The sequence below is a fragment of the Microlunatus phosphovorus NM-1 genome, assembly GCF_000270245.1.
In the GTDB taxonomy this organism is placed as follows: domain Bacteria; phylum Actinomycetota; class Actinomycetes; order Propionibacteriales; family Propionibacteriaceae; genus Microlunatus; species Microlunatus phosphovorus.
In genome coordinates, this window is the sequence record NC_015635.1 from 2,596,939 (window position 1) to 2,622,844 (window position 25,906).

Here is a 25,906-nt window from a genome sequence, read left to right on the forward strand (position 1 = left end):
CTCCAGGCTCATATCATCGCCTTCTCCGAGATCTTGGCGGTCGCCATGGTGACCAGGATCGAGACCGCGACAAGCACCAGAGACAACGCGATTGTGGCATTCGGGTCATCGACCCGCTGCAGATAGATCTCCAAGGGCAACGTACGCGTCACGCCCTGCAGGCTCCCGGCGAAGGTGATGGTGGCCCCGAACTCACCCAGCGCCCGGGCAAACGAGAGCACCGCGGCCGAAGCCAGTCCGGGCAAGACGAGCGGGAGGGTGATCTTGCGCAGCACCGTCGACGGGCGGGCGCCCAAGGTGGCCGCGACCAGCTCGAACCTGGCTCCGACCGTACGCAGCGTGCCTTCCAGGGACACCACCAGAAAGGGCAGCGCCACGAAGGTCTGAGCCAGGACGACGGCCGCGGTGGAGAAGGCGATGTGGATGCCGAGGAACTCCAGAGAGGGGCCGAGCAGGCCGCGACGGCCGAAGGTGTAGAGCAGGGCGATACCGCCGACGACCGGCGGCAGCACCAGGGGCAACAGAACCAGCGAGCGCAGTAGCTGCTGGCCGGGAAACTGCTCCCTGGCGAGCACCATCGCCATCGGGACGCCGAACACGACGCACAACGCCGTGGAGCTGAGCGAGGTCTGCAGACTCAGCAGTAGCGCGGCCCTCGAGGACTCGCTGGTGATCAGCTCGCCGAACCTGGTCCAGTCCACCCTGATGGTCATGGCGACCAACGGCAGCAGGATGAACGCCGCACCGAGCCCGGCCGGGACCAACACCCAGCGGGGGAGACCGGAATAGACGCGGGGCCGGCGCTGGTGGCGCCGACCCCGCGACTGGTCTGCCCTGCTGTCCTGGGTCACTACTGTGCTAGCTGGTTCACTACTCGGCTGGACCGAATCCTGCCGTGGCGAGGACCTTCTGGCCGTCGCTGCTGAGCACGAGATCGACGAACTCCTGGCCGAGAGCGGCTTGCGGACCCTTCAGACCGACGATCGAGTTCTTGTTGATCGCCTCTTTCGACTCCGGGAAGGGGACACCCTTGACCGTGTCGCCGGCGGAGAGCACGTCGGTCTTGTAGACCAGACCGGCATCGGCCTCGCCGGCCTGCACCTTGGCCAGGACGTCGGTCACCGCCTGCTCCTCACTCACCGGGGACAGCGTGATCCCGGTCGCCTTCTCGACCTTCTCCGTGGCGGCGCCGCAAGGCACCGCGGGAGCGCATACGACGACCTTAACGTCCTTCTTCGCCAGATCGGCGAAAGAGGCGACACCGGCGGGGTTGTCCGGCGGTACGGCGATCTCCAGCACATTGGTGGCGTAGATCTTGGGTTCCGCGGCATTGAGCCCGGCGTCAGTGACCGTCTTCATGTTCGCTTCGTTGGCCGAGGCGAAGGCATCGACCTGCGCACCCTGGGTGATCTGCTCGGCCAGGGTCTGCGAGCCGGCGAAGTTGAACGTCACCTTGGTGCCGGCATGGCTGGCCTCGAAGGTCTTGCCCAACTCGGTGAACGTGGTCTTCATCGACGCGGCGGCGAACACCGTCACGGTCTTCGTGGACTCGGTGGTCGAGCTCTCCGGGGCGCTGGAGCTGCTGCAGCCGGCGACGGCCAGGCTCAGGCCGAGCAGCGCTGCGGCAATGGCGGTTGGGGTCTTCGTACGCATGATTGTCCTTTCGAGGGTGATGCTGCTGGTCAGCGGCAGGTGTTGGTCACCTGGAGTCCGAGGAGGCCGCTGACGTAGCGACCTCCGGCGATATCGCCGTCGGTGACGAGTCGCGGCTGGGTGAGTGCGGTGCCGACCTCCACCAGGGAGAGCAGCAGCGTGCGGCGGCCGCTGGTCGCTTCACCGGGCGTCACCGTCGAGACGTAGCTGTCGTCGGCGATGGCCGCGACGACGCTGGTGGGTGTCGTACGTACATGGGCGGCACGCAGCACCGCGGCCAGCGTCGGCCCGGTCTCGACGCGGGTCTGCTGACCACTACCTGAGGCGAAGGTCACCGTGCGAGTGATCTGAGGCAGCTTGGCCAGCTGCCGGGCGGTCACGAGGACGGAGCCCCGGTCGGTGGTGATCTTGAGGGCGCCGGTGGGCAGTCCCGTGGGCAAGGCCGGATCGGCGACCGACAACTTGATCGACCTGACATCGTGGACGGTGCGCTGCGTCCCGCGATCGCCGGGGAACACCAGATCCGTTCGGGCGTGACGACCGTGACCCTGGGTGACGAGCAGAGCCGGGTGATTGCCGAACCGAGGCTGCAGCTCGGCCAAAGTGGCGGCAACGGCACCATGCTTGCCCGCGACGACGATGCTGACCCGCAAGTCGGCGTTCTTGACCGCCGGCGTCTGGGGACCGGCAGCGGTGACCAGCGACTCCAGCAGGACACCGGTCAGATCCGGCCGTGCCCGACGCTCACGCTGGTCCGGCAGGGTTGTCTGCGGCAAGGCCGCGAGATCGGCCGCAGAGTAGCTGGCGGGCGTGACGACCTGACCTCCCACCGTGATCGATCTCGCGTGGCTCGGGTGAGAGGGCCGATGACGGGACTTGCCCGTCGCCGACGCCGGAGTGGCCCCGCTGATGAGCAGGAGTGCAGCGAGGACGGCGACGAGAACTCCCGTCGCGGTGGCCCTGAGGGGGTTCAGGGAATGGCGATTCATGCCTGGTGACACCTCCGAGTGAATCTCCGCATTCGCGGTCGGTAGGCGACACTACAGCAGCACTCACGACATATTGACGACAGTGGTGACGTATTCGCGGATCTCAATGACGATTCGACATTGAGAGGTTTGACTGGTCTGGAGCAGGCGTCGCCGACAATCCACGAAGCAAACGAAGGAAGAGCCCCTGTCCCTGCCAGATGGGCAGGAACAGGGGCTCTTCGAAAGTGCTATCCGTCGGTCAGGACGTCTTGACGACGAGGACCGGGATGGTTGATTCGAGCAGCACGCGTTGCACGGTCGAGCCGAGCAGCAGCTTCCCGACCCGGGTGCGGTGCCGGGAGCCGATCGCCAGCAGTGTGGCGCCGACCTCCTCGGCCAGATCGAGCAGCGCCTCGGCAGTGTCGAACTCCTCCGGTGCGGTGTAGAGCGTCCAGGTCAGACCGTCCACTCCAGCAAGCTTGGCGGCCACATCGGCCTCCACCGCCGGGTCGTTGGTCTCGACCTCATCGACACCGGCAATGATGTTCAACACAGCCAACTCGGTGCCCCGGAGCACGGCCTCTTCGGCTGCGGCGCGCAGCGCGGCCTCGCCACGTGGGGAGTCACTGTAGGCAACAGCAACAGTCATGGTCTTGTAATCTCCTTCTTCTTCATTGATATCAGGCAAGAGCGAGGATAGGTGACCGGGCAGCAGCGGCTGCGGGCCACCGGTTCCTCAACTGCGCGGACGATGGGTCAGTGGCCGAAACCGGCGGCGGTCTCGGACAGGCTCTTGCCCTTGGTCTCCGGCGCCCAGAGCTGAGACACGATCGCACCGGAGAGGACCACCACGGCCAGGATCAGCATCACCGGCTGAATGCCGACGGCTTCGATGCCGACCGGCAGTAGGAACGTGCCGGTGGCCGCGCCGAGTCGGGAGACGGCGGCGGCGAAGCCGGTGCCGACGCCACGGACCTCGGTCGGGAACACCTCGCCGGGATAGACGGAGGTGAGCACACCGTTCACCGCGTTCAAGAACGCGAACGCGAAGAACAGGATGAGCACCACGCTCGCGGGGGCACCCGCCCAGAATCCGAGGATGAGGAAGATGCCCAGCGTGATCCACTGCGGCGGCACGGTGAAGACGCGGCGGCCGGCCTTGTCGATCAGCAACATGGTGACCGCGACACCGACGACCGCGGTGACCTGGATCGTGAGCTCGCCGAACAGGCCGTGGATGCCGAACTGCTTCAGCACCTCGCCGGCGAAGGTCGCGATACCGAAGAAGGGCAACACGTTGCAGAACCAGAACCAGGACACGAAGACGGTGGACCGGATGTAGTCGGGGGCGAAGAGCTCCTTGATGCCCTTCTTGGGCCCATCGTGGACGACTTCGCGTTCCAGGTCGGCGATTTCTCGTTCGGGGTCCTGGATGTACTTGTACGTGACCCGACGGGCCTCCTCGTGTTTGCCGACGTTCCACATCCAGCGGGCGGATTCGGGCAGGCCGATCCGACCGATCAACAAGGCGACGGCGATGATGGTGGAGGAGCCGAGGATCAGCCGGTAGGGCACGCCGGCCTCGGTGGCGAGGGTGGCGAAGGTGTAGCCGATGGCGAAGCCGGAGAACCAGGCCAGGTTGATCGTGGCCATCAGCCGGCCGCGGAGGTGAGGCGGAGAGAACTCTGCCAGCATCGGCCAGCCGACCGAATACTCAGCACCGATCGCGATGCCCATGATGAATCGGATGATGATCAAGGTCTCGAACGAGCCGGCGAAGATCTGTGCCCCCGAGGCGAGCACGAACAGTGAGATATCGACGAAGAACAACGGCCGGCGACCCCACTTGTCAGCAGCCCAGCCGCCGATCGGGGAACCGACCAGGATCCCGAGCAGGGCCATCGCGCTGAGAGCGCCGATCTGCACCGTGCTCAAGCCGATCTCGACCTTCAAGGTGCCGGTGACCGGACCGAGAATGCCCAGGATGTAGCCGTCGAGCAGCATGCCGCCGACGAGCACGACGATCAGCCGCCAGATGAACCTCTTCTTGAAGGCATCGGACGATCTTTCATACACAGGTGCAGCAGACGACATCAGATACCCCTCGAGTCGGGGACCGCAACGCGTGTCCGGTGCGATGGATTGGCGGGACTCTTGCTTGGTGCTTCGAACTCAACTGACATGGGCAGTTCCTGACACGGTGTCTCTCCTTTGAGATCAGGGGTTATCTGGACTCGCAGGCGCGCGGGTCCACGGGGGCGCTGGCGGAACACGGCGTCCGGACGGCAAGGAGTCGCAGCCCCTCGACGGTGCGGACGGGACAGACGATCTGACGTCGTGGGGTCGGTGTGTGGGGTCACGTGGCCTCAGAGGTGATTGTCATGTTGTCATACAACCAGCGTGCCTGAGAGTATGGCAAGAGATGTCGCCGTGTCAATAGGGACGCTCGCAGTACCGAGAGGCTGCGAGAGTCGAGACCTGCTTGCGTACCTGTACGTGCTTCGGGGGTGGGCGGTCGTTTGCGTCCCGCGGGCGCAAGGCGTACGCGTCCTACCCGCGGTTCACGTTCGTCCGTGGCCCGGCGGTGCGAAACGTCTCGGGAGGGCGGAGATGCAGCGAAAGCCGACGTCTGACGGAAACGCAGTCATCGCCGAGGCGTGAGGCGTCTAGCGCTGGGTCACCTGACCGAGCAGGCTGGCAATGGGCGCGAGGATCATCGGTCGCGCCAACTCCCACAGCGTGGCGATCGCAGCCAGCGCGATGACAAAGATCCAGAAGCCGGCCCAGTTCGTCGAGTCGGTGCCGGCGAACATGTGGTTGAGGTTTCTGAGCGCTCCGGTGGCAAAGACCATCGCCACATGGGTGATCACGAAGAAGACGAAGAACAGCATGGTCGGGAAGTGCACCGCCCGGGCCAGCTCGACGGGATACAGGGTCGAGAGCCGCTGCGCCTTGGCCGGCCACAGTCCGCTCATCCGCAGGCCGGTGACCGCGGCGAGCGGGGCGGCGATGAAGACGATGGTGAAGTACGTCAGCTGCTGCAGGCTGTTGTAGGCCACCCAACCGTTCTCGGTCGGCCAGTCGAGCGAGAGATACTGCAACATCGCCGACAAGGCATTGGGGAAGACCGTCCAGCTCGTCGGGACGATCCGCATCCAGTGACCGGTGACGAACAGCAGCGTGATGAACACGATGCCGTTGAGCAGCCACAAGATGTCCAGCATCTGGTGCAGCCAGAGCGAGATGCTGATCTTCTTACCGCCGCCGAAGCCCGACCACCGTGGCGTCCAGTACGCCGGTGGCTTCTTCTCGTAGCGGTTCTGCAACCCGCTGCGGATGATCAAGATGATGAAGAACATGTTCAGGAAATGATTCCAGCGCACCCACGCCGGAAACCCGGGTTCGGCCCCTTCCGGCAGCGGGTATTCGCCTGGATATCTGACCAGGAACTCCGCCAGCGCGTCGGTGCCCATCATCCAGCGCACCAGCATGAACAGACCGCCGACGACAGCGATGGCTCCGACGAGCGCCAGGGCCGGGAACCGCACCGCCTCGACGACCTTGGTGAAGAAGGCGGCCAGATTGAAAGGCTGCCGCTCGGCAGAGGTGCCGGTTGCCGGCTTGGCAGCCGATCGGGCCGCCGGCCTGGCGGCCGGGCGAGCTGGAGGAGTTGTCGGGCGGGCCGCAGGGGCGGGGCGGGCACCGGGAGCCGTGGGACGGGCGGTCGGGGATGCACCGGCCGCCGGGGTCGGGTCGACGGGGGAGGTCGGGCGGGCTGCCTGGGTCGGGCTGGCTGCGGGAGCGGGTACGGCCGCCTGATCTGTGGCCGCGACCGCGGTGGACACACTCGTTGCCGGGATATCGCGGTCATCATCCAGAGCCGTCGGGGCCGTCGGCGCCACCGTGGGGGTCTCGGATGCGGCACTCTCAAGACGATCAGCGGTGGTCGTCGGAGGGGTCGGTTCCTCCTGTACGACAGGAACCGACAGGACGCCGAAACCAGCAGCCGGCCACGGCTCGCCGCCTGCAGTTCGCGGCAGCCCGCGCCGCAGCGGAACGCGTTCTGTGGTCGTCGAGACCGCGACAGCCGGCTCGGTTGTAGCGGGCAGCGACGGTGCTGCGGGCGCGGTTGCGGCTTCGGCCGGCGGGCTGAGATCGAACTCGCCGACCGAGACAGTCAGTACGCCGTCGCCCGCAGCCGGCCAGGGTTCGCCACCCGCGACTCGCGGCAGTCCCCGGCGCAGCGGCACCCGCCGTACCTCGGTCGCCGACGCAGCCAGGGCAGGCGCACCGGCGGTCCCCGCGACAGGTCCTGACACCGTCGCCGGAGCAGCAGTTGCGGACACCGCCTCCGGAGCAGCCGGTGCTGTCACTGCGGTCGGAGCGGCCACCGGGACCACCGTGGCCGCGTGCTGGGCCTCGGATCCCGACCTTTGACTGGCGACCGTGGACGGCGGGACGGCCTCGGATCCCGCCGGTTGACTGGCGACCACGCTGAGGTCGAACCCGTCGCTGGAGACGGTCAGCACGCCGAAACCTTCGGGTGGCCACGGTTCGCCGGCTGGTATCCGCGGCAGTCCACGGCGCAGCGGCACTCGCCGCTCCTCCCTCGTCACCACGGGTGCTGCATTTGCGACTGTCGATGCCGACGATTGAGCCACCGAGGAGACCACCTCGACGCTCGCGGTCGTTTCCGCAGGGTCGAGGTCTCCCGCCGGGGCGGCGGCCAGTCCGGCCGTCTCGGCCAGATAGTCCGGCCGATCCTCCACCTCGACGACGCCCGCCGGCGGCCAGGGCTCACCGCCCGGAACGCGCGGGAGCCCCTGGCGAAGAGGACGCAGGACGGTCACGGGCGGAGCCTCTCGGGAGTGCGACCATCGAACACGGTCACGGGTCAGCTCTTACGCGCTTCGAGGGCGGCGATCAGCTGGGGAACCACCGTGAACACATCGCCGACCACGCCGAAGTCGGCGACGCCGAAGATCGCGGCGTTCTCGTCGGTGTTGATGGCGACCACGGTCTTGGCCGTCTGCATGCCGACCCGGTGCTGGATCGCCCCGGAGATCCCCAGTGCGACATAGAGGTCCGGCGAAACGGAGACACCGGTCTGGCCGACCTGATGGGACTGCGGGATGTAGCCGGCGTCCACGGCAGCACGCGAGGCGCCGATCGCGGCGCCGAGCGCATCGGCAAGCTGCTCGACCAGGGCGAACTTCTCGGCCGAGCCCAGGCCACGGCCTCCGGAGACAACACGGCGGGCACTGCGCAGGTCGGGGCGCGAGGAACCCGACTCGGCGACCGGCTCCACCGACTCGACGACCGGCTCCGGCTTGCCGGAGACCGCATAGTCGAGCCGTTGCGCCACCATCGGAGCCGCCTCGGCGCGGGCGGTGACCGCACCCGGCCGTACGGTGATCACCGGCGCTCCGAAGGTTGCCGTCGAGGTGACGTCGTAGTCGCCGCCGTACACCGAATGGTGGGCGACGACTCCCTCGGAGTCACGGGAGACTCCCACGGCGTTCGCGGCAAGTGCCGAACGCGTACGCGCCGCGTAGCGGGCCGCGAGGTCGCGGCCGTCGACCGTGTGCGGAATCAGGATCGCCTCCGGATTCACCCGAAGTGCCGCCGCGGCAAGCGCATCGACGGTGGCGACCGTACCGTATCCGTCCGGGATCTCGGCAAGCAGCACCCGAGCAGCGCCGAGGTCGGCGGCGGCCGCGGCGGCGGAGTCCGCGTCGCCGCCCTTGACGGCGATCAAGGCGACCGGTGTCCCGATCTGCGATGCTGCGCCCAGCAACTCACGGGCCGAGCCGTCGAGTGTGCCGGAAACCGACGTCAGGGCAACCAGGATGGCGGACTGGGAAGAAGTGGTCATCTGTAGTTTCTCGTCTCAGACATTCGTCTCGTACGGCATCGTCTCGGGCTGGATCATCTCGTCAGGCCAGGTGGTTGTCGACAAGGAAGGCGGCAAGCTGCTCGCCGGCGTCGCCGGAGTCCACGATCAGGACTCCGGCCTGCTTGGGCGGCTTCTCGGCGATCGACAGCATGATCGACCGCGCGGTGTCCTCGCGATCGGCCTCGACCGAGAGCTCGGTGAGGTCGAGTTGCTCGATCTTCTTCTTCTTCGCGGCCATGATGCCCTTGAAGTTCGGGAAGCGGGCTTCCGGCAACGCCTCGGTGATGGAGATGACCGCGGGGAAGGCGGCGCGCAGCTGCTGGACCTGCCCATCGGTGATGCGCGTGCCGGCCACCGCCTCACCGGAGATGTCGACCGCGCTGAGACCGCTGAGCAGGGCGGCATCCAACAACTCCGCCAAGGCGGCCGGCACCATGCCTGACGTACCGTCGGTGGCGGTGCTGCCGGCGATCACCAGATCGAACCCGTCCTGCCGGATCGCTGCCGCGAGCGCCTCGGCCGTGAGGCCGATGTCGGCGCCGAGGAGGGCGTCGTCAGCGATGTGCGCGACGCGGTGGGCACCCATGGCGAATGCCTTGCGTGCCGAGGTGGCCGCACTCTCCGGCCCGAGGCACAGGGCGAGGATCTCCACGTCGTCGTTGACCTCGGCATGGCTGAGTGCGACCTCCAGCGCGCGCTCGCTGCTCTCGTCGAGGATGGCGTCACTGGCCGCCCGGTCCGCAAGCCCGGTCTCCAGGTCCAGCACCCGCTTGTTGTAGGTGTCGGGGACCTCTTTGATCAGTACGACGATCTTCATCTGGCCTTGTTCCTAGGAGTCCGATTCTTCTGATAGCTGGGCGCTAGAGCCCCATGCCGATGCGCAGGGCGTCGAGCAGTGCAGCATGCACGTTACGCGACGACACCGCATCACCGATGCGATACAGCAGGAAGCCGTCGCCGTCGACCGGCGGCTGCAGCTCGCCGGCCACCAGTGCGGTCCGGTCGAGATCGCCGCCGTTGCGCGAGGCATCCTTGAGGGCGAAATAGAGCTCATCGTTCGGGTTGGTCCCGTGGTCGATGACCAGCGCGTCGGCGCGCAGCTCGGTCTCCCGGTCGGAGTATTCGTTCCGCAGGGTGGCGACGACCGTACGTCCCTCGCCTCGCGTGGTCTTGATCAGGCGCTCGTTCAGCACGGTCTGGACGCCGTAGGTCGAGAAGGTCTTCAGATACTCGGGGGAGTTCATCCCACCGACGTCGACGCCGATCGCACGTTCCGGGGTCACGTAGATGACCTCTTGGCCGTTCGTGGCGAGCCGCTCGACCGCATCCAACGCCGGATAGAAACCGTGATCGTCGAAGACGATGACCCGCTTCTTGCTCTTCAGGCTGTCCTGCATGACGTCCCAGACATCGTTCACCTCGGCCCGGACATCGCCGTAGTCGGTGTCGGGGATGCCGCCGGTCGCGATGATCACCACATCGGGGTTCTCCGCGAGGATGTCCTCCGGCTCGGCCAGCACGTCGAAACGGAAGTCGACGCCGTGCTTGACCGCCTGCTGATAGCGCCAGTCGACGATGCCGATCAGGTCCCGACGGTGCTTCGAGCGAGCCGCGATCCGCACCTGTCCGCCGTACGTCGAGTCGGCCTCCAGCACGGTGACCTGATGTCCCCGGACGGCGCACACTCGGGCGGCCTCGAGCCCGGCGGGACCGGCGCCGACGACGACCACCCGCTTGCCGGGCTGCGGCGAGGCGGGTTCGAGTTGCGGCAGCGTCTGCTCCCGGCCGGTGGCGGGGTTGTGGATGCAGGTCGCCGAACCGGACACGTAGATGGCGTCCAGGCACGCGTTCGCGCCGACGCAGGGCCGGATGTCGTCGTCGCGCTTCTCGGCGATCTTGCGCACCAGATACGGGTCGGCGATGTGCGCGCGGGTCATGCCGACCAGGTCGACGCAGCCGTCCTCGATCGCGAATCGAGCGGTGGCGGCATCGGTGATCCGGGTGGCGTGCAGCAGGGGCACGGAGAGTTGCGCACGTACCCGGCGACAGATCTCGAGGTTGGGCGCGGACGGTGTGCCCATCCCGGGGATGTTGCGCGACAACTCGGCATCGCTCGAGGTCGAGCCGACCACGAGATTGATGAAGTCGATGCCGTGATCGACATAGCGCTTGGCGATCTCGGTGGCGAGGTCCTCCCGCATGCCGCCGTCGGCGTCATCGGTGAAGACCATCTTGACTCCGACGACGAAGTCGTCGCCGACGGCCGCCCGGATGCCATCGATCACCTTCAGCGAGAACCGCAGCCGGTTGTCCAGGTCACCGTTGTAGTCGTCGTCGCGGAAGTTCATCCGATCGAGCAGGAAGGCATCGAGCAGGTGACCGCCATGGATCAACTCGATGGCGTCGAGACCCGACGCCTTGACCCGCTGAGCGGCTGCCGCGTAGTCGGCGACCACCCGATCGATGTCGAACTCCTCCATCGCCTTGGTGAAAGACCGGTGCGCCGGCTCGCGCAGCCGACTCGGGGCGATGATGGGCAGCCAGTCACCCAAGATGTTGGACGCGCGCCAGCCCAGATGGGTCAGCTGGATGACGACCTTGGCGTCCTCGGAGTGCATGGCGTCGCCGAAATTGCGCAACCAGCCGACGATCTCGTCCCGAGTGACGTCCATGTTGCCGAAGACGGCAGGGGAGTCTTTGGAGACGACCGCGGAGCCGCCGATCCCGATCAGGCCGACGCCGCCCCGCGCCCGCTCGAGGTGATAAGCCAGATAGCGGTCCTTCGGCATGCCGTCCTCGGTGTAGGCCGGCTCGTGCGGTGTGAAGACGATGCGGTTGCGCAGGGTCAGATTGCCGAGGGTGAAGGGCTGCAGGAGCGGATCGTCGGTCATGTGCTTCCACGCTTTCAGAGGGGGTTCTGTGGTGGCGTCGGCGGGCGGGACCGAGGCGGAGCTCGCCCTGTCGAGCTAGCGGTCGGCGGCCGGTAATCGGTAGTCGATTACTGGTCGTAGGAGAGTTTTACGGCCTGGCGTTCGCAAAGTCAATAGGGCCTCGGCATCGTGTCCTCCCTGGGGCCTTCATCGAGGTGCCGGTGCCGAATCATCCGGTTCGGCCCGACCGACAATCCGCTTGTACCAGTACAGATTTCGAGTCACCGCACGCTGAGCGTCATCTGTGCGACCCGCGCGCAACAACTCGACGATGTCGATGAGGTCTTGTGCGGTCTGCCGGTCTGCGGCAAACGGTGGCCGTCCGAGACCGACGATGCGGGACTGGTCGCGCAGCCGCAAGCTGATGTCGGCGGCACGCTGGCCGAGACCGTACTCGAGCAACAGGCGATGGAAGTCTCGATCCAGCCGGAAGAACTCCTCGTAAGCGACGGCCTCGATCGCCACGATCCCGGCGTCGGCGAGGTGCTGCAACTCGGCCAACTGCGCATCGATCCCATCGTCTGGTTTGCCCCCGGCATGGCTGGCTCGGGCACGAGCGCAGAGCTCAGCGGCGGCAGCGGTGCTCAAGATGATCCGGATGCGGATGATCTCTTCCAGGTCGTCGGCGCTGATCGGACGGAGCCGGAAGCCCCGGTTGGGGATCGCCTCGACCGTCCCCTCCGACACCAGCGACATCATCGCCTCGCGGACCGGGCTCAGCGACATCCCCAGTTCCTTGGCCAGCCCCGCCGCCGAATAGGTACGCCCCTCGTCGAGCTGTCCGGTGGTGATCGCCAGCCGGATCTCCTCCAGCGCCAGTTCGCGCAGGGACGGCCGGGCGACCAGCTGTCTGGCTCGCAAGCCTTGGCGCACCGATTCCGTCACGCTGCGGAGTCTAGACAGAAGGTGTCTGGTCGGGCCCAGTGCCTCGGGAGCTATTCGTGTTCTTGATGCAGCATCCTCATGTGCTGGTTGACCAGCTCGATCATGGCCTCGGTGGCGGGGGAGAGGCTGTTGGGGTCGCGGGTGATCACCGCGAAGGTCTCGATCAGCGGTGGGTCGAGGCTGGCCCAGGTCAGGTGCTTGGTGTAGCCGAGGGCCTCCGCGACCGGCACTGACGCGATCGCGCCGGCGAGTCCGCTGGCTGCTACCGAGAGCGCGGCGGCGCCGGTCTCCACCTCGATGTCCGGAACCAGTGGAAAGCCCTGTCGCTGCGCTCGGATGCTGAGCTGCTGGCGGGTCGGGTCGGTGTCGGCGTAGCCGGCATCGGGCAGCACCAGCGGCCTGGCGGCGAGATCGGCGATCGACACCGGCCGCGCCGTGGCCTCTGGATCGAGGTGGAAGTAGGCGGCTTCGCAGGACCACAGCACGTCGCCGATGGTGACGCCGCGGGCGTCGATGGGCAGCGCCACCAAGCCCGCCTCGAGTTGCCCGGAGCGAACGGCGTCGGCGATCTGGGCGGAGTTGGCGCCGATCATCCGGACCGCGATCTTGGGATAGCGCGCGCGGAACGCAGGAATCAGGCCTGACAACACGTACGGAGCACTGTTGAACACGCCGAAGGCGACCGTGCCGCTCTCCCGGTCACGAATCCCGGACACCGACTCCATCGCCTGGGTGTACTCGTCATGCACTCGCCGGGCATGGGGCAGGAACTGGCGGCCGGCTTCGGTCAGCGTAAGGCCCTGCCGTGCCCGGGTGAACAGAGCGACCCCCAGATGCTGTTCCAGCTTGCGGATCTGCTCCGACATGCTCGGCTGCGCCACGCCGAGCTCGCCGGCGGCGTGTGACAGCGATCCAGCTGCCTCTGCGGCCAGGAAGTAGTTGATCTGCACGATCGTCATCGGTTTCCTGCATCTCGAGTTCGGCACGGTGTCTGGTGTGGGGTCTGGTCCGAGGGGTCTGGTGCGTGGTGACCCGTCAGTTCCTGCCGTGAGCATATAGGCAACGCCTATATGACTACCGGCAAGATCGTCGAACGTGGGCTCTGGACTTCTATCTAGGAGTTACCTATAGTTTCTCATTATCTCAAGGTAATCGCCTGTTGATGGAGGTTTCATGTCGATACAGTCGGCAGAGGTGGCGCTGGTCACCGGGGGAGCGCGCGGCCAAGGGGCCGCACACGCCGAGGCATTGGCGAGCGCCGGCTACCACGTCGTCATCGCCGACGTCCGCGATGAGGATGGCGCCCAGACCGCCGAGCAGTTGCAGGCGCTCGGGCTGCCGGTGCGGTACGTCCATCTCGACGTGACCAGCGAGTCCGACTGGCTGCAGACCGTCGCCGACATCGAGGCCGCGGACGGCCGCCTCAGCGTGCTGGTCAACAATGCCGGCATCATCCGCGTCACCCGACTGCTGGAGCTCGACCTCAAGGAGTGGGAGCTGCTGCAGACCGTCAATGCGACCTCGGTGCTGCTCGGCATCAAGGCCGCCGCACCCGCACTGGCGCGGGGCGGTGGTGGCTCGATCATCAACATCTCCTCCACCGCCGCCCACCGTGGCGCCGAGGGCTACGGCGCCTACTCCGCGTCGAAGGCGGCGATCCTGGCGCTGACCCGGGCCGCCGCTCTCGAGCTGGCTGCGGATGGCATCAGAGTGAACTCGGTCAGCCCGGGCGGCGTCGACACGCCGATGAATCTCGATGAGCCACCGGGTGGCACCTCCTCCGGTGCACCGCTCGGTCGCCGGGCCCGCGCTGATGAGATCTCCCCGCTGGTCGTGTTCCTGGCCGGTGACGGCGCGTCCTATGTCACTGGCGCGGACTATCTGGTCGACGGCGGGGTGACGGTGCGATGAGCGCGGCTGACTCCCAGACCGGTGACTCCCAGCCCGGTGTCGCCCTGGTCACCGGTGCCGGCAGCGGCATGGGCCGCAGCACCGCCGAGGCATTCCTCGCCCACGGCTGGACGGTGCTCGCTGTCGACGTCGCGCCGGTGGATGCCGCCGACAGCGAGGGGCGGCTGATCCCGCTGGTGGTCGATGTCCGCGACCGAGCGGCCATCGAGAGCGCGCTGGCTGAGCAGTTGCCGGCCCTGGGCGGTGCCCTGCACGCGGTGGCGAACGTGGCGGGTATCTATCCGCCCTCGACGCTGGACACATACACCACCGAGCTGTTCCACAAGGTCTTCGACGTCAACGTCCTCGGGGTGCTGAACGTGATGGCCGCCGCGGTGCCGTACATGCCGGAGGGTTCCGGCATCGTGAACTTCGCCTCCGTTGACGCCTTCGTCGTCTCTCCTGGTCAGCTGGTCTACGGCGCCTCCAAGTCAGCGGTCGTGATGATCACCAAGGCGACAGCGCTGGAGCTCGCGCCGCGCCGGATCCGGGTCAATGCCATCGCACCGGGCTGGGTGGCCACTCCGGGCAATGCCGCCACCGGGCGGATGGAAGCGGCGGCGGCAGGCATCCCGTTGGGTCGCGTGGCACAGCCATCCGAGATCGCGGACTGGGTCTGGCTGCTCACCGGCGGCGGCGCTGCGTCCTTCATGACCGGGGACACCGTCACCCTCTCCGGCGGCGACGTCATCCGCTGACCCCCGCATAGCTCTGCATCCATCCCCGATCAACAACACCAAGAACTACCCACGAAAGGACAGTCCTGCATGACCCGCTATTGCGTGATCGGTGCCGGTGCCGCCGGTATCTCCGCCCTTCAGCAGCTCCGCAACGCCGGTTACGAAGCCGATTGCTATGAGAAGACCGACCGGGTAGGCGGTCACTGGCACACCGACTACGACGCGCTGCACCTGATCACCGCCCGGGACCAGACCTTCTTCGAGGACTTCCCGATGCCGACCGACTACCCGCACTTCCCGCGGCGCGATCAGGTCAGCTCCTACATGGAGTCCTACGCCGCGCACCACGGTCTCTACGACGTCATCCGATTCAACACCGAGGTCGCCTCGGTAACGCCGATCGCCACCGACGGCCCGGTCGGCTCAGCCGGTTGGACCGTGACCTTGGCCAACGGCGAGCAGCACGACTACGACGGCGTACTGGTCGCCAACGGACATTTGTGGGACCAGAAGATCCCCGCCTTCGAGGGTGAGTTCACCGGCAAGCAGATCCACTCCGGGTCGTACCGCAACACCAGCGAGATCGAGGGCAACCGCGTCCTGGTCGTCGGTGCCGGGAACTCGGGTTGCGACCTGGCTGTCGACACCGCGCAACACCGGATCGACGTCGACATCGTCGTCCTGGAGGGAATGTACTTCCAGCCGAAGGCATTCTTCGGCGTGCCCCGGCAGCAGGTCAGCTTCCTCTCCGAGTTCAGCCCGTCCGATCAGGATCTGATCGCCCGGCTGCTGGCCCGGGTGTCCATCGGCGAGTGGTTCAACTATCCCGGCATGCCGCAGCCGAAGCACGACACGCTGGCCGGCGGCGCGACCGTGGTCAACGACCTGCTGCTCTATTGGATCCAGCACGGCCGGGTCAAGGTTCGCCCGGGCATCTCCCGGCTGGACGGCAAGACGGTCCATTTCGTCGACGGCACCTCCGGCGAGTACGACACCATCCTGTACGCCACCGGATTCAATGCCGCCCTGCCGTTCCTCGATGAGTCGCTGTTAGAGCGCAGCCGAGGCGTGCCCCTCCGCTATGCCGGCGGCATCGTCCCGGTCGGGCTGGAGAAGCTCTACTTCATCGGTCTCGCCGCTCCACGCGGTCCGCAGATCCCGATCTACGGTGTGCAGACCAAGCTGGCCATCCGGATGATCGCACTCCACGAAGCGGCCGGTGCCCACGGCGCCGGTATCCAGGCCTACCTGGCCGGTCTGCAGCAGCCCGACGACCGGATCGACATCATCCGAAACGTCTGGAACGAGCAGATGGCCGACACGGAGCGGCTGCTCGATGCGTACGCCGTGATCCGTCCCACCAAGGCACTCAAGACATCGGAAGTCTGACTGGCCGTCTCGCCGAGAAGGAGCAGTTGCATCTGATCCGCCTGCCGTTTCGGGTGTAACTGCGCCTTTTCGAGGGCCGAAGCTCCTTCTGGATGAGCGCTCAGACCGACATTCGACACAGTGCAATATCACATGCTATAAATGCTCCATCATCTCGAACCGAGCTCAGCTCGACCCACACAAGGAGCTATAGATGGCTGACAGCAAGGCGTGGCACGGCATCTTCACCGCCACGGCGCTGCCCTTCAACGACGACCTCTCCGTCGACTTCGACGGCTTCGCCGAGCACGTTTCCTGGCTGGCGGCCAACGGCACCCAGGGTGTGTGCCCGAACGGCTCCTTGGGTGAGTACCAGACGCTGTCCGACGAAGAGCGGGCCCGGGTCATCACGACCGCTGTCGAGGCGTCTCCGGAGGGCTTTGGTGTGATGGCGGGCGCCGGCGCGTACGGCACCTTGCAGTCGGTGCGCTGGGTCGAGCAGGCCGCCGAGGCCGGCGCCGTGTCGATCCTGCAGCTGCCCCCGAACACCTACAAGGCCGATCGTGAGTCGGTCGTCAACCACTACAAGGCGGTCTCCCAGGTCGGGCTGCCGATCGTGGCCTACAACAACCCGTACGACACCAAGGTCGACCTGAGCCCGGAGCTGCTGGCCGAGCTGCACGGCGAGGGCTACATCGTGGCCGTCAAGGAGTTCACCGGCGACGTGCGCCGGGCGTACGAGATCCAGGAGCTGGCTCCCGAACTCGACATTCTGATCGGCTCCGACGACGTGCTGCTCGAGCTCGGCATCGCCGGTGCGGTGGGCTGGATCGCCGGCTACCCGAACGCGATCCCACAGTCGACCGTGGAGCTGTACAACCTGGCCACCTCCGGCAACCTCGCGGACATCGAGAAGGCCCTGCCGATCTACCGCGACCTGCACTCGCTGCTGCGCTGGGACTCCAAGACCGAGTTCGTCCAGGCGATCAAGCTGTCGATGGACATCGCCGGTCGCAAGGGTGGCATCTGCCGGCCGCCGCGGACCCCGCTGCCGGCCGACATCCACGCCAAGGTCACCGCCGACACCGAGGCTGCACTGGCCAAGGGCTACAAGTAAGTCAGACTCTGATGGTGTGTCATTAGCTGCGTGTTCGTCACCGATGTCGGTGACGAACACGCAGCTAGCTCGCCAACCACTCCACTCGAGGAGATCAGCAGTGCGTACCAGTCGGGTGATCAGCGCGGTCGACTCCCATACCGAGGGCATGCCGACCCGAGTCGTCACCGGCGGCGTCGGGGTGCTGCCCGGCGCCACGATGGCCGAGCGACGGCTGTGGTTCATGGAGAACTCCGATGAGCTGCGGACGCTGTTGATGTACGAGCCGCGCGGCCACAGCTCGATGAGCGGCAGCATCCTGCAGCCACCCACTCGGCCCGATGCCGACTACGGCGTGCTCTACATCGAGGTGTCCGGGCTGCTGCCCATGTGCGGTCACGGCACCATGGGCACGGCGACCGTGCTGGTGGAGACCGGGATGGTGCCGGTGAGCGAGCCGGTCACCACCATCCGGCTGGATACCCCGGCCGGCCTGGTGATCGCCGAGGTCGCGGTCAGCGATGGACACGCCGATTCGGTCACCCTCACCATGGTGCCGTCGTTCTGCCTGGGGCTGGATCAGACCGTCGAGGTCCCCGGCTTCGGCCAGGTCCGCTATGACATCGCCTACGGCGGCAACTTCTATGCCATCGTCGACCTCGATGACCTCGGTCTGCCGTTCGACCGGAAGGCCAAGAACGAGCTGCTGGCGGCCGGACTGTCCATCATGGACGCGATCAACGAGCAGAACCAGCCGGTGCATCCGCTGCGGCCGGACATCAACAGCTGCCACCACGTCTATCTGAAGGCACCCGGCTCGACGGCACAGCATTCCCGGCATGCGATGGCCATCCATCCGGGCTGGTTCGACCGCTCACCCTGCGGCACCGGCACCAGTGCCCGGATCGCGCAACTGCATGCGCGCGGCGAGATCGGTGTCGGCGAGGAGTTCATCAACGAGTCGTTCATCGGGTCACAGTTCCGGGCCCGGATCGCCGAGACGACCACCGTCGGCGACCTGACCGCCGTCATTCCGCGGGTCACCGGCCGGGCCTGGGTGACCGGCACCGCTCAGTACATGCTCGATCCGACCGATCCCTTCCCAGCAGGCTTCCTGGTATGACACCGGCGGCTGTGACGCCGGCGGCCGGGGACACCACGGCCGACGTCGTGGTCATCGGCGCCGGCGCGGTGGGTTCGGCGTGCGCCTACTTTGCCGCCCGGCATGGTCTGCGGGTGCACGTCGTGGAGCGTGGTCAGATCGTCAGCGGCACCTCGAGTGCGTGCGAGGGCAACATGCTCAACTCGGACAAGGACGCCGGTCCAGAGTTGGAGCTGGCCAAGTATTCGCACGCGCTGTACGGCACCGACCTGGCCGAGCACAATGCGCTGTGGGAGTACGAGCGCAAAGGTGGCATTGCCGTCGCCGCGACCGAAGCGGGTGCTGCAGGGCTTGCGGAGCTCACCACCAGGCAACGGGCCAGCGGCGTCGAGGCGATCGACCTGCCGGCGGATCGGCTGCGTGACTTCGAGCCGCACATCTCGCCGGACCTGTGCAGCGGCGCGTACTACCCGGAGGATGCCCAGGTGCAGCCCATGCTGCTGGCGGCACACCTGTTGCGGCTGGCCCGGGGGCTCGGCGCGGTCGTGCAAACCGGCGCGGAGGTGATCGGATTCTTGCGGGACGGCGATCGGGTGACCGGTGTCCGGACCCGCATCGGGGAGGTCAGCGCCGACGCAGTGATCAACGCCGCCGGCACCTGGTCCGGCAGCATCGCCAAGCTGGCGGGGGTGAAGCTGCCGATCCTGCCCCGGCGCGGTTTCGTGCTGGTCACCGAGCCGTTGCCGCTCACCATCCGGCACAAGGTCTATGACGCGGACTATGTGGCCAACGTGCTGTCCTCCGACGGTGGCCTGCAGACCTCGACCGTGGTGGAGGGCACCGACAGCGGCACCGTGCTGATCGGTTCCTCCCGGGAGCGGGTCGGCTTCGATCGCACGGTCTCGTTGCCGGTGATGGCCGAGATCGCGGCGAAGGCGGTCGCCCTGTTCCCGATGCTGGCCTCGGTGAAGGTGATGCGCAGCTACCTCGGCTTCCGGCCCTACAGCGCAGACCACCAGCCGGTGATCGGGCCTGACCCGCGGGCCCCCGGACTCTGGCATGCCAGCGGCCATGAAGGCGCCGGCATCGGTCTGTCGGCCGGCACCGGAAAGCTTCTCGCCCAATCCATTCTCGGCCAGCCCACCGATCTGGATCTGACTCCCTTCCGGCCGGAGCGGTTCAGTGTCTGATTGTCGCGCTCCGCGCTCCGCGGTCATGAGCTCCGCGAAGTCTCGCTCGTTCGTCACGATTCTGTGCGGCGCTCGATCGGATCTGCTCGCTTCACCCGCGGGACGCGCCGCCCAGAATCGCTCCTGCACTCCCGAGAGGCTCCGCCCATGACCGAGTCTGATGGTCGGGCTCCCGAGCAGACGTTCACCTTCGATGGTGGAGCGATTCCGGTCCAGCCAGGACAAAGCGTCGGTGCGGCACTGGTCGGCGCCGGCATCCGGTCCTGGCGAACGACACGCAAGAACGGCCGTCCCCGCGGCCTCTTCTGTGGGATCGGGATCTGCTACGACTGCTTGATCACTATCGACGGCGTACCCAATCAGCGCGCCTGCCTGACGCCGGCTAAGCCGGGCATGCAGGTGGCCAGTGATGAGGCGGGAGAGGAAGCACGATGATCTCGACCCTGGATGTGGCGGTCGTCGGCGCCGGTCCGGCCGGGCTCGCCGCCGCCGTTGCGGCCGCGGAGGCAGGTCTCACAGTCGCGGTGATCGACCTGAACCTGCAGGTGGGTGGGCAATATTGGCGGCATCGGGACGAAGCAGGCTCGGAGCCGACCATCGGCCTGCACGACGTGACGACATACGCCAAGCTCCGGCGCCGGTTCGACGAAGCTCGTGATCACAGCGGACTGCAGTACCTGCCGAACAGCCAGGTCTGGTTCATCGAGACACGGTCTGTCGAGAATGGCGTACCGGAGTTCGTGCTGCGGCTGACCGGGTTCAGCGACGTCGGGCCTCAGCCTGTTCAGGACCAGGTCGTGGCGCGCCGGCTGATCCTGTGCCCTGGCGGGTACGACAGGCAGTTGCCGATCCCCGGCTGGGACCTGCCTGGGGTGATGGCCGCCGGCGGGGTGCAAGCGATGCTGAAGGGGTACGGCACGCGCACTGGGACCAGAGCGATCGTGGCCGGCACCGGACCGTTCCTGCTGCCTGTTGCCACCGGCCTGGCCGAGGGCGGTGTCGAGGTGGTCGGGGTCTGCGAGGCCGGTGCGATCAGCTCCTGGATACCCCAGACCCGCGGCGCGGCGCAGGTGCCGGCCAAGGCCCGGGAGGCGGCCGAGTACGCGTTCAGCCTGGCCAAACGCCGGATCGGTTACTGGACTCGTACCGCGATCGTCTCGATCAACGGCACCGATGAGGTACGCAGTGTCACGGTGGCCAAGCTCGACCGGCAGGGCCGGATCCGGCCCGGAACGAGCCGGGAGGTCCTCGTCGATCTGGTCGCGCTGGGCTGGGGGTTCACCCCGTCGCTGGAACTGGTGACGGCGGTCGGCGCCGACACCCGGGTCGACGTCGACGGCTCGTTGGTGGCCGTGGTCGACGATGCCCAGCAGACCACCACCCCCGGGGTGTATGCGGCCGGTGAGGTCACCGGTGTCGGCGGCGCTGCGCTGGCCGTCACGGAGGGTGAGCTGGCCGGTCGCGCGGTGGCGCGGGCCGCCGCCGGGGTGGAGGATCCCCGCCGCCGGCGGCAACTGCAAGGTCGCATCAGCCGCGCACGTGCCTTCGCCCGGGCCATGCACCGTGCCCATCCGGTGCCTGCCCAGTGGTCGGATTGGCTGACCGAGTCCACTACCGTGTGCCGTTGCGAGGAGGTCAGCTATGGGGACCTCTGCTATGCCCGCGACGAGCTCGGTGCCGGCGACGCGCGTACGGTCAAGTTGCTGAGTCGACCCGGGATGGGCTGGTGCCAGGGCCGGGTCTGCGGTTTCGCGACCGCCCAGCTGACCGGTGCCGTCGATGCGGAGGCGTTGCGACCGGTTGCCAAACGTCCGCTGTGCGCGCCGATCGCGCTGGGGGAGCTCGCTGCCCTGGCCGATGCCGAGCGGTTGGCGCGCTGATGTCCTCGCCTCGTGTGTCGACGTCGCGGCCCGCCTCGAGTTTGACCACGATCGGCAAGGAGAGCCTGCGCGATCAGGTGCTGCAGGCCTTGCGCTCGGCCATCGTGTCCGGCGAGATGGAGCCTGGCACCGTGTATTCGGCGCCGTTCCTGGCTCGCCGGTTCGGGGTGTCCGCCACCCCGGTCCGTGAGGCGATGCTGGATCTGACCCGCGAGAACATGGTCACGATCGTGCCGAACAAGGGTTTCCGGGTGACCGAGGTCGACGATGTCGAGCTGGACCGGATCACCCAGATCCGCCAACTCCTCGAACCACCCGTGGTGGCCGCGGTGACTCCGCTCATTCCCGAGGCCGACTTCCCCGAGCTGGAACGGCTGGCGGAGAACATCGTCGAAGGGGCTCGGGCCGACGACCTGGTCTCCTACACCGAGGCAGACCAGGTGTTTCATCTCAAGCTGCTGTCCTACGCCGACAATCCACGATTGGTCGACCTGGTGTCCGACCTGCGCGGTCAGACTCGGCTGCTGGGTCTCGCCGGGCTGCTGGAGCAGGGGCGGCTGATCGACTCCGCGCAGGAGCACCAGGTGATCGTCGAACTGATCCGTTCCCGCGACGCCGAGGCCGTGGAGCAGTTCATGCATCAACACATCAGCAAGACGCGAACGACCTGGGCCGGTCGATCGGACGGGCAGCGCCCCGGGAGTGCGAGCTGATCGACCAGACCAGGCTTCCGCGGCTCTGAGCAGGCCGGGCTTCCGGCGGCGCCGGTCAGGCCAGGCGCAGGAGGTCAATCCCGACCAAGTGCTAGTACGGCCTGGTGAGGGCCGTGGATTGCTCCCACAACTGCAGCGCCAGGCCCCCGTCGTACGACAGTGCCGAACTGGGTCTGGCGCGGCGCTCGACGAAATACTTGCCGCTCACCCCAGTCAGCTCGGGAGCCGTGGCGAGCCAAGCCAGATCAGCGGCTGACTTACTGACCCGATGGGCGCCGGGAAGAAGGGTCAGCAGCGACGTGAGGTAGCGATAGAGCTGACGAATCGGCGCCGGATACTGACGGGCGAGACCGGTCTGCGGCATCAATCCCGGATCGAAGGCATTGACGGTGACCTCGCCATCGACAGTTCGGCGGGCGAGTTCGTACGCGAACATGATGTTGGCGAGCTTGGAGTTGGCATAGCGAACTCGGCCGACTCTGCCAGAGGTCGGAACTCCCGATTGGTCAGTGAGCTGATCAGCGAGCGCGAGTTGTCGTGGCTCAGCCCACTCCGGTGCCGGGAAGCCGAACGATCTGCTGGGGCCCAGATGTACGCCGCTGCCGATCATGATCACCCGCGACGGACGGCGGAGGTGGTCGAGGAGCTCGGTGACCAGCAGAAAGTGGGCAAGATGGTTGACGGCGAAGGTCAGCTCGTAGCCATCGGCGGACCGTGCCGGCCCGTTGACTATCTGTACGCCCGCGTTGCAGATCACCGTGTCGATCGGCTCTTTGCGAGCGATGAGCTGGCCGGCCAGGGACCGGACCGATCCGAGGTCGGCGAGATCGCAGGTGATCGCCTCCGAGCCGGTATCAAGCTGGCGGGCTCGGAGGTCGGCGACGACCCGCTGCCCTTTTACCGGATCGCGGACGACCAACAGGATTCGGTGCCCAGCCGAGGTGAGTCTGACCGCGGTCTCTCGTCCAAGCCCCGCAGAAGCGCCGGTGATCAAGATCGTGGACATCGGTTCCTGTTCGAGGCTCGTGGTTTCCGTGGCGAGTGTCACGCTCAGAATCGCAGCAGACCCTGAGGACTTGACCGTACCGGCCGGCTGACCATCGCGAGGTGGCTGCTCAGCCGGCCAGCAGGTCAACGATCAGCCGACCATCTCTGTCCGCAACTGCTGGGCGGCTGCGACCAGGTGCCGCAGCGCCGGCTCGACCTCGGCATAGCCGCGGGTCTTCAAACCGCAGTCCGGGTTGATCCAGATCCGCTGTGCCGGCAACTGCGCACAGGCCAGCCGGACCGAGCCGAGGATCTCCTCGGTGCTCGGCACTCGCGGGGCATGGATGTCCCAGACACCGGGCCCGACCTCCCGCGGATAGCCGGCTTCGGCGAGTTCGCCGACCACCTCCATCCGGGACCGGGCGGCCTCCAGGCTGATCACGTCAGCGTCGAGCTCGATGATTGCTTGCAGGATGTCGCCGAACTCCGCGTAGCACATGTGCGTGTGGATCTGGGTCTCGTCGGTCACCCCAGCCGTGCTGAGCCGGAACGCGTCCACCGCCCAACGCAGATAGTCGGGGCGGTCACCGGTCCGCAGTGGCAGCGTCTCCCGGAGAGCCGGCTCGTCGACCTGGATCGCAGCCACGCCGGCGGCTTCGAGGTCGTTCACCTCGTCCCGCAGCGCGAGTGCCATCTGTCGGGCGGTCTCGGCGACGGGCAGATCGTCGCGAACGAACGACCAAGCCAGCATCGTCACCGGGCCGGTGAGCATGCCCTTCATCGGCCGGGTCGTGCGGGACTGCGCATAGCTGGTCCACTCCACGGTCATCGGGGCCGGCCGGGTGATGTCGCCGGCGATGATCGGTGGCCGGACGCACCTGCTGCCATAGGACTGCACCCAGCCGTACTCGGTGGTCACGATGCCGTCGAGTTGCTCGGCGAAGTACTGCACCATGTCGTTGCGCTCGGCCTCGCCATGCACCAGAAGGTCGACGCCGATCTCGGTCTGCAGCGCGATGACCCGGTCGATCTCGGTTCGCATCGCCGCCTGGTAGTCCTCGGACGCGAGGTTTCCGGCCCGGTACGCGGCACGTGCCCGGCGGATCTCGGCGGTCTGCGGGAACGACCCGATCGTGGTCGTCGGCAGAGCGGGCAGCGCCAGCCGCTCATGCTGGCGGCGGGCCCGCTCCGGATAGGCCGAGCGGCGACGGAGGTCGTCCGCGGACACGGCGGCCGCCCGATCGCGGACGGCCCGGTTGCGGGTGATCGAGGAGGCCGCGCGCTGGGCGAGGACTGCTTGATTTGCCTCGAGTTCGGCCGCGATCGCCTCGGTGCCAGACGACAGGCCGCGGGCCAGCGTGACCACCTCGGCGAGCTTCTGGTCGGCGAACGCGAGCCAGGCGGCGACCTCGGGGTCGAGGTCGTTCTCGCGGCTCGCGTCGTGCGGCACATGCAACAGGGAGCAGGACGGTGCGACATCGACCTGATCGGCCAGTCCCAGCAGGGTGCCGCCGGTCGCCAGTGCGGCGGCCAGATCGGTACGCCACACATTGCGGCCATCCACCAGACCGGCGATCACCCGCAGCTCACGCAAGCGCGGCAGGACCGCGAGCTCGGCCACCGTCGCGGACGCGGTGTCCCTGGTCAGCTCCACACCGAGACCGTCGATGCCGGCGTCGACGAGGGTCGCAGCAGCCTCGCCAAGATGGCCGAAATAGCTGCCGACCAGGATCTTCGGTCGACGCTCGACCGCAGTCAGGGTGGCGTACGCACGCGCCAGGTACTGCAGCTGTGCGGGCGACAGATCCGTCACGGCGATCGGCTCGTCGAGCTGGACCCACGCGATGCCCGCGTCGGCCAGCTGGGTGAGCAGTTCGGCATACACGGGCAGTAGCCGGTCGAGGAGGGCCAGCGGGTCGAAGTCGTCCCCGTCGACGGACTTGGCCAGGCTCAAGAAGGTGACCGGGCCGACGATCACCGGGCGGACCGGTCGACCGTACCTCTGCGCCTCGGCGACCTCGGCCAGCAGCTTGGATGGATCGAGACGGAAGGTCGCGCTGCCGGAGAGCTCCGGGACCAGGTAGTGGTAGTTGGTGTCGAACCACTTCGTCATCTCCAGCGGCGGCTCGTCACCGGTGCCACGCGCCATGGCGAAGTAGCGCTGCCAGCCACCTTCGGCCGTGTGGGTGCTGGCTGGGTCGGCATCGGGGACCGCGCGGTCGAATCGGGGCGGGATCGCACCGACCAGCCAGGCGGTGTCGAGGACGTGGTCGTAGAGGGAGAAGTCGCCGACCGGGAGTTCGTCGAGCCCGGCGGAGGTCAGGGTCTCGAGTCGTTGGGCGCGTACCTGTGTGGCGATGGTGAGCAGCTCATCAATGGAGGTGTCGCCGCGCCAGTAGCGTTCCTGGCCGCGCTTCAGTTCGCGATCCCGGCCCTGCCGGGGATAGCCGTACGCCGTCGCCAGGACGGTGCGCCCCGCGGATCTGGACAGGAGTGGTGAGGGGTGGGTGGTGGTCACGGAACTCTCCTTCGCGAGTTCTCGCAGACCACTCCGACCAGCACGGTGGGCCGATCCCCGCTCGGGACGCGCTGCGTGCCCGGGGAC

22 protein-coding genes are annotated in these 25,906 nt (G+C 67.3%); 9 read left to right on the plus strand and 13 right to left on the minus strand.

Going from position 1 to position 25,906, the window contains the following annotated elements; translation table 11 throughout:
* Window positions 1-8: 8 nt before the first annotated feature.
* The 11 genes from MLP_RS11750 to MLP_RS11800 form a co-directional block, all read right to left on the minus strand.
* Complete coding sequence (locus MLP_RS11750) at window positions 9-851, minus strand: ABC transporter permease (protein WP_013863309.1); 843 nt, start codon at window positions 849-851, stop codon at window positions 9-11.
* A 19-nt stretch (window positions 852-870) separates the two neighbouring features.
* Window positions 871-1,653 (minus strand): molybdate ABC transporter substrate-binding protein, encoded by a 783-nt coding sequence (gene modA, locus MLP_RS11755; protein ID WP_013863310.1) that lies wholly within the window; start codon window positions 1,651-1,653, stop codon window positions 871-873.
* 29 nt (window positions 1,654-1,682) lie between these two features.
* Window positions 1,683-2,483, minus strand: coding sequence for a hypothetical protein (locus MLP_RS26305; RefSeq protein ID WP_013863311.1), 801 nt, complete (start codon window positions 2,481-2,483; stop codon window positions 1,683-1,685).
* A 400-nt stretch (window positions 2,484-2,883) separates the two neighbouring features.
* Complete coding sequence (locus MLP_RS11765) at window positions 2,884-3,273, minus strand: universal stress protein (RefSeq protein ID WP_013863312.1); 390 nt, start codon at window positions 3,271-3,273, stop codon at window positions 2,884-2,886.
* A gap of 107 nt (window positions 3,274-3,380) precedes the next feature.
* Window positions 3,381-4,700 carry an MFS transporter gene (locus MLP_RS11770; RefSeq protein WP_231851455.1) on the minus strand — a complete coding sequence of 440 codons (1,320 nt, stop codon included), beginning with the start codon at window positions 4,698-4,700 and terminating at the stop codon, window positions 3,381-3,383.
* A 590-nt stretch (window positions 4,701-5,290) separates the two neighbouring features.
* Window positions 5,291-7,474 carry a cytochrome b/b6 domain-containing protein gene (locus tag MLP_RS11775; protein ID WP_013863314.1) on the minus strand — a complete coding sequence of 728 codons (2,184 nt, stop codon included), beginning with the start codon at window positions 7,472-7,474 and terminating at the stop codon, window positions 5,291-5,293.
* A gap of 44 nt (window positions 7,475-7,518) precedes the next feature.
* Window positions 7,519-8,499 (minus strand): electron transfer flavoprotein subunit alpha/FixB family protein, encoded by a 981-nt coding sequence (locus tag MLP_RS11780; protein WP_013863315.1) that lies wholly within the window; start codon window positions 8,497-8,499, stop codon window positions 7,519-7,521.
* A 61-nt stretch (window positions 8,500-8,560) separates the two neighbouring features.
* A complete protein-coding gene (locus MLP_RS11785; RefSeq protein WP_013863316.1) occupies window positions 8,561-9,337 on the minus strand; it encodes an electron transfer flavoprotein subunit beta/FixA family protein in 777 nt (258 codons plus the stop codon).
* Between the two features lie 43 nt (window positions 9,338-9,380).
* Window positions 9,381-11,411, minus strand: coding sequence for an oxidoreductase (locus tag MLP_RS11790; RefSeq protein ID WP_013863317.1), 2,031 nt, complete (start codon window positions 11,409-11,411; stop codon window positions 9,381-9,383).
* Window positions 11,412-11,597: 186 nt separating this feature from the next.
* Window positions 11,598-12,335 carry a GntR family transcriptional regulator gene (locus MLP_RS11795; RefSeq protein ID WP_013863318.1) on the minus strand — a complete coding sequence of 246 codons (738 nt, stop codon included), beginning with the start codon at window positions 12,333-12,335 and terminating at the stop codon, window positions 11,598-11,600.
* Between the two features lie 50 nt (window positions 12,336-12,385).
* Window positions 12,386-13,294, minus strand: coding sequence for a LysR family transcriptional regulator (locus tag MLP_RS11800; protein ID WP_013863319.1), 909 nt, complete (start codon window positions 13,292-13,294; stop codon window positions 12,386-12,388).
* Between the two features lie 214 nt (window positions 13,295-13,508).
* Between MLP_RS11800 and MLP_RS11805 the strand changes: the two genes are divergently transcribed.
* From MLP_RS11805 to MLP_RS11845, 9 genes are all read left to right on the plus strand, one after another.
* Window positions 13,509-14,246: an SDR family NAD(P)-dependent oxidoreductase gene (locus MLP_RS11805; protein WP_013863320.1), complete on the plus strand. Its 738-nt coding sequence runs from the start codon at window positions 13,509-13,511 to the stop codon at window positions 14,244-14,246.
* Window positions 14,243-14,983, plus strand: coding sequence for an SDR family NAD(P)-dependent oxidoreductase (locus tag MLP_RS11810; protein ID WP_013863321.1), 741 nt, complete (start codon window positions 14,243-14,245; stop codon window positions 14,981-14,983). Before MLP_RS11805 ends, MLP_RS11810 begins: the two co-directional genes overlap by 4 nt.
* Window positions 14,984-15,052: 69 nt before the next feature.
* Window positions 15,053-16,354 (plus strand): flavin-containing monooxygenase, encoded by a 1,302-nt coding sequence (locus tag MLP_RS11815; protein WP_013863322.1) that lies wholly within the window; start codon window positions 15,053-15,055, stop codon window positions 16,352-16,354.
* Between the two features lie 193 nt (window positions 16,355-16,547).
* Window positions 16,548-17,450, plus strand: coding sequence for a dihydrodipicolinate synthase family protein (locus tag MLP_RS11820; protein WP_013863323.1), 903 nt, complete (start codon window positions 16,548-16,550; stop codon window positions 17,448-17,450).
* Between the two features lie 100 nt (window positions 17,451-17,550).
* Window positions 17,551-18,552 carry a proline racemase family protein gene (locus MLP_RS11825; protein WP_013863324.1) on the plus strand — a complete coding sequence of 334 codons (1,002 nt, stop codon included), beginning with the start codon at window positions 17,551-17,553 and terminating at the stop codon, window positions 18,550-18,552.
* Entirely contained in the window at window positions 18,549-19,721 is a 1,173-nt protein-coding gene (locus tag MLP_RS11830; RefSeq protein WP_013863325.1) for an NAD(P)/FAD-dependent oxidoreductase, read from the plus strand. The genes MLP_RS11825 and MLP_RS11830 overlap by 4 nt, the downstream gene beginning before the upstream one ends.
* 147 nt (window positions 19,722-19,868) lie before the next feature.
* Window positions 19,869-20,156: a (2Fe-2S)-binding protein gene (locus MLP_RS11835; RefSeq protein WP_013863326.1), complete on the plus strand. Its 288-nt coding sequence runs from the start codon at window positions 19,869-19,871 to the stop codon at window positions 20,154-20,156.
* On the plus strand, window positions 20,153-21,601 hold the full coding sequence (locus MLP_RS11840; protein ID WP_013863327.1) for an FAD/NAD(P)-dependent oxidoreductase: 1,449 nt from the start codon (window positions 20,153-20,155) through the stop codon (window positions 21,599-21,601). The genes MLP_RS11835 and MLP_RS11840 overlap by 4 nt, the downstream gene beginning before the upstream one ends.
* Window positions 21,601-22,314 (plus strand): GntR family transcriptional regulator, encoded by a 714-nt coding sequence (locus MLP_RS11845; RefSeq protein WP_041789988.1) that lies wholly within the window; start codon window positions 21,601-21,603, stop codon window positions 22,312-22,314. The genes MLP_RS11840 and MLP_RS11845 overlap by 1 nt, the downstream gene beginning before the upstream one ends.
* 91 nt (window positions 22,315-22,405) lie before the next feature.
* Here MLP_RS11845 and MLP_RS11850 read toward each other — a convergent pair whose 3' ends face one another.
* Both MLP_RS11850 and metE read right to left on the minus strand, forming a co-directional pair.
* On the minus strand, window positions 22,406-23,320 hold the full coding sequence (locus MLP_RS11850; RefSeq protein ID WP_013863329.1) for an SDR family NAD(P)-dependent oxidoreductase: 915 nt from the start codon (window positions 23,318-23,320) through the stop codon (window positions 22,406-22,408).
* 132 nt (window positions 23,321-23,452) lie between these two features.
* Window positions 23,453-25,819 (minus strand): 5-methyltetrahydropteroyltriglutamate--homocysteine S-methyltransferase, encoded by a 2,367-nt coding sequence (gene metE, locus MLP_RS11855; RefSeq protein WP_013863330.1) that lies wholly within the window; start codon window positions 25,817-25,819, stop codon window positions 23,453-23,455.
* Window positions 25,820-25,906 lie beyond the last annotated feature (87 nt).

Coding starts and splice junctions, on each gene's coding strand:
- modA (WP_013863310.1), bottom strand. CDS start 1,653: ATGCGTACGAAGACCCCAACCGCCATTGCCGCAGCGCTGCTCGGCCTG.
- MLP_RS11765 (WP_013863312.1), bottom strand. CDS start 3,273: ATGACTGTTGCTGTTGCCTACAGTGACTCCCCACGTGGCGAGGCCGCG.
- MLP_RS11780 (WP_013863315.1), bottom strand. CDS start 8,499: ATGACCACTTCTTCCCAGTCCGCCATCCTGGTTGCCCTGACGTCGGTT.
- MLP_RS11785 (WP_013863316.1), bottom strand. CDS start 9,337: ATGAAGATCGTCGTACTGATCAAAGAGGTCCCCGACACCTACAACAAG.
- MLP_RS11790 (WP_013863317.1), bottom strand. CDS start 11,411: ATGACCGACGATCCGCTCCTGCAGCCCTTCACCCTCGGCAATCTGACC.
- MLP_RS11800 (WP_013863319.1), bottom strand. CDS start 13,294: ATGACGATCGTGCAGATCAACTACTTCCTGGCCGCAGAGGCAGCTGGA.
- MLP_RS11805 (WP_013863320.1), top strand. CDS start 13,509: ATGTCGATACAGTCGGCAGAGGTGGCGCTGGTCACCGGGGGAGCGCGC.
- MLP_RS11810 (WP_013863321.1), top strand. CDS start 14,243: ATGAGCGCGGCTGACTCCCAGACCGGTGACTCCCAGCCCGGTGTCGCC.
- MLP_RS11815 (WP_013863322.1), top strand. CDS start 15,053: ATGACCCGCTATTGCGTGATCGGTGCCGGTGCCGCCGGTATCTCCGCC.
- MLP_RS11820 (WP_013863323.1), top strand. CDS start 16,548: ATGGCTGACAGCAAGGCGTGGCACGGCATCTTCACCGCCACGGCGCTG.
- MLP_RS11830 (WP_013863325.1), top strand. CDS start 18,549: ATGACACCGGCGGCTGTGACGCCGGCGGCCGGGGACACCACGGCCGAC.
- MLP_RS11835 (WP_013863326.1), top strand. CDS start 19,869: ATGACCGAGTCTGATGGTCGGGCTCCCGAGCAGACGTTCACCTTCGAT.
- MLP_RS11840 (WP_013863327.1), top strand. CDS start 20,153: ATGATCTCGACCCTGGATGTGGCGGTCGTCGGCGCCGGTCCGGCCGGG.
- MLP_RS11845 (WP_041789988.1), top strand. CDS start 21,601: ATGTCCTCGCCTCGTGTGTCGACGTCGCGGCCCGCCTCGAGTTTGACC.
- MLP_RS11850 (WP_013863329.1), bottom strand. CDS start 23,320: ATGTCCACGATCTTGATCACCGGCGCTTCTGCGGGGCTTGGACGAGAG.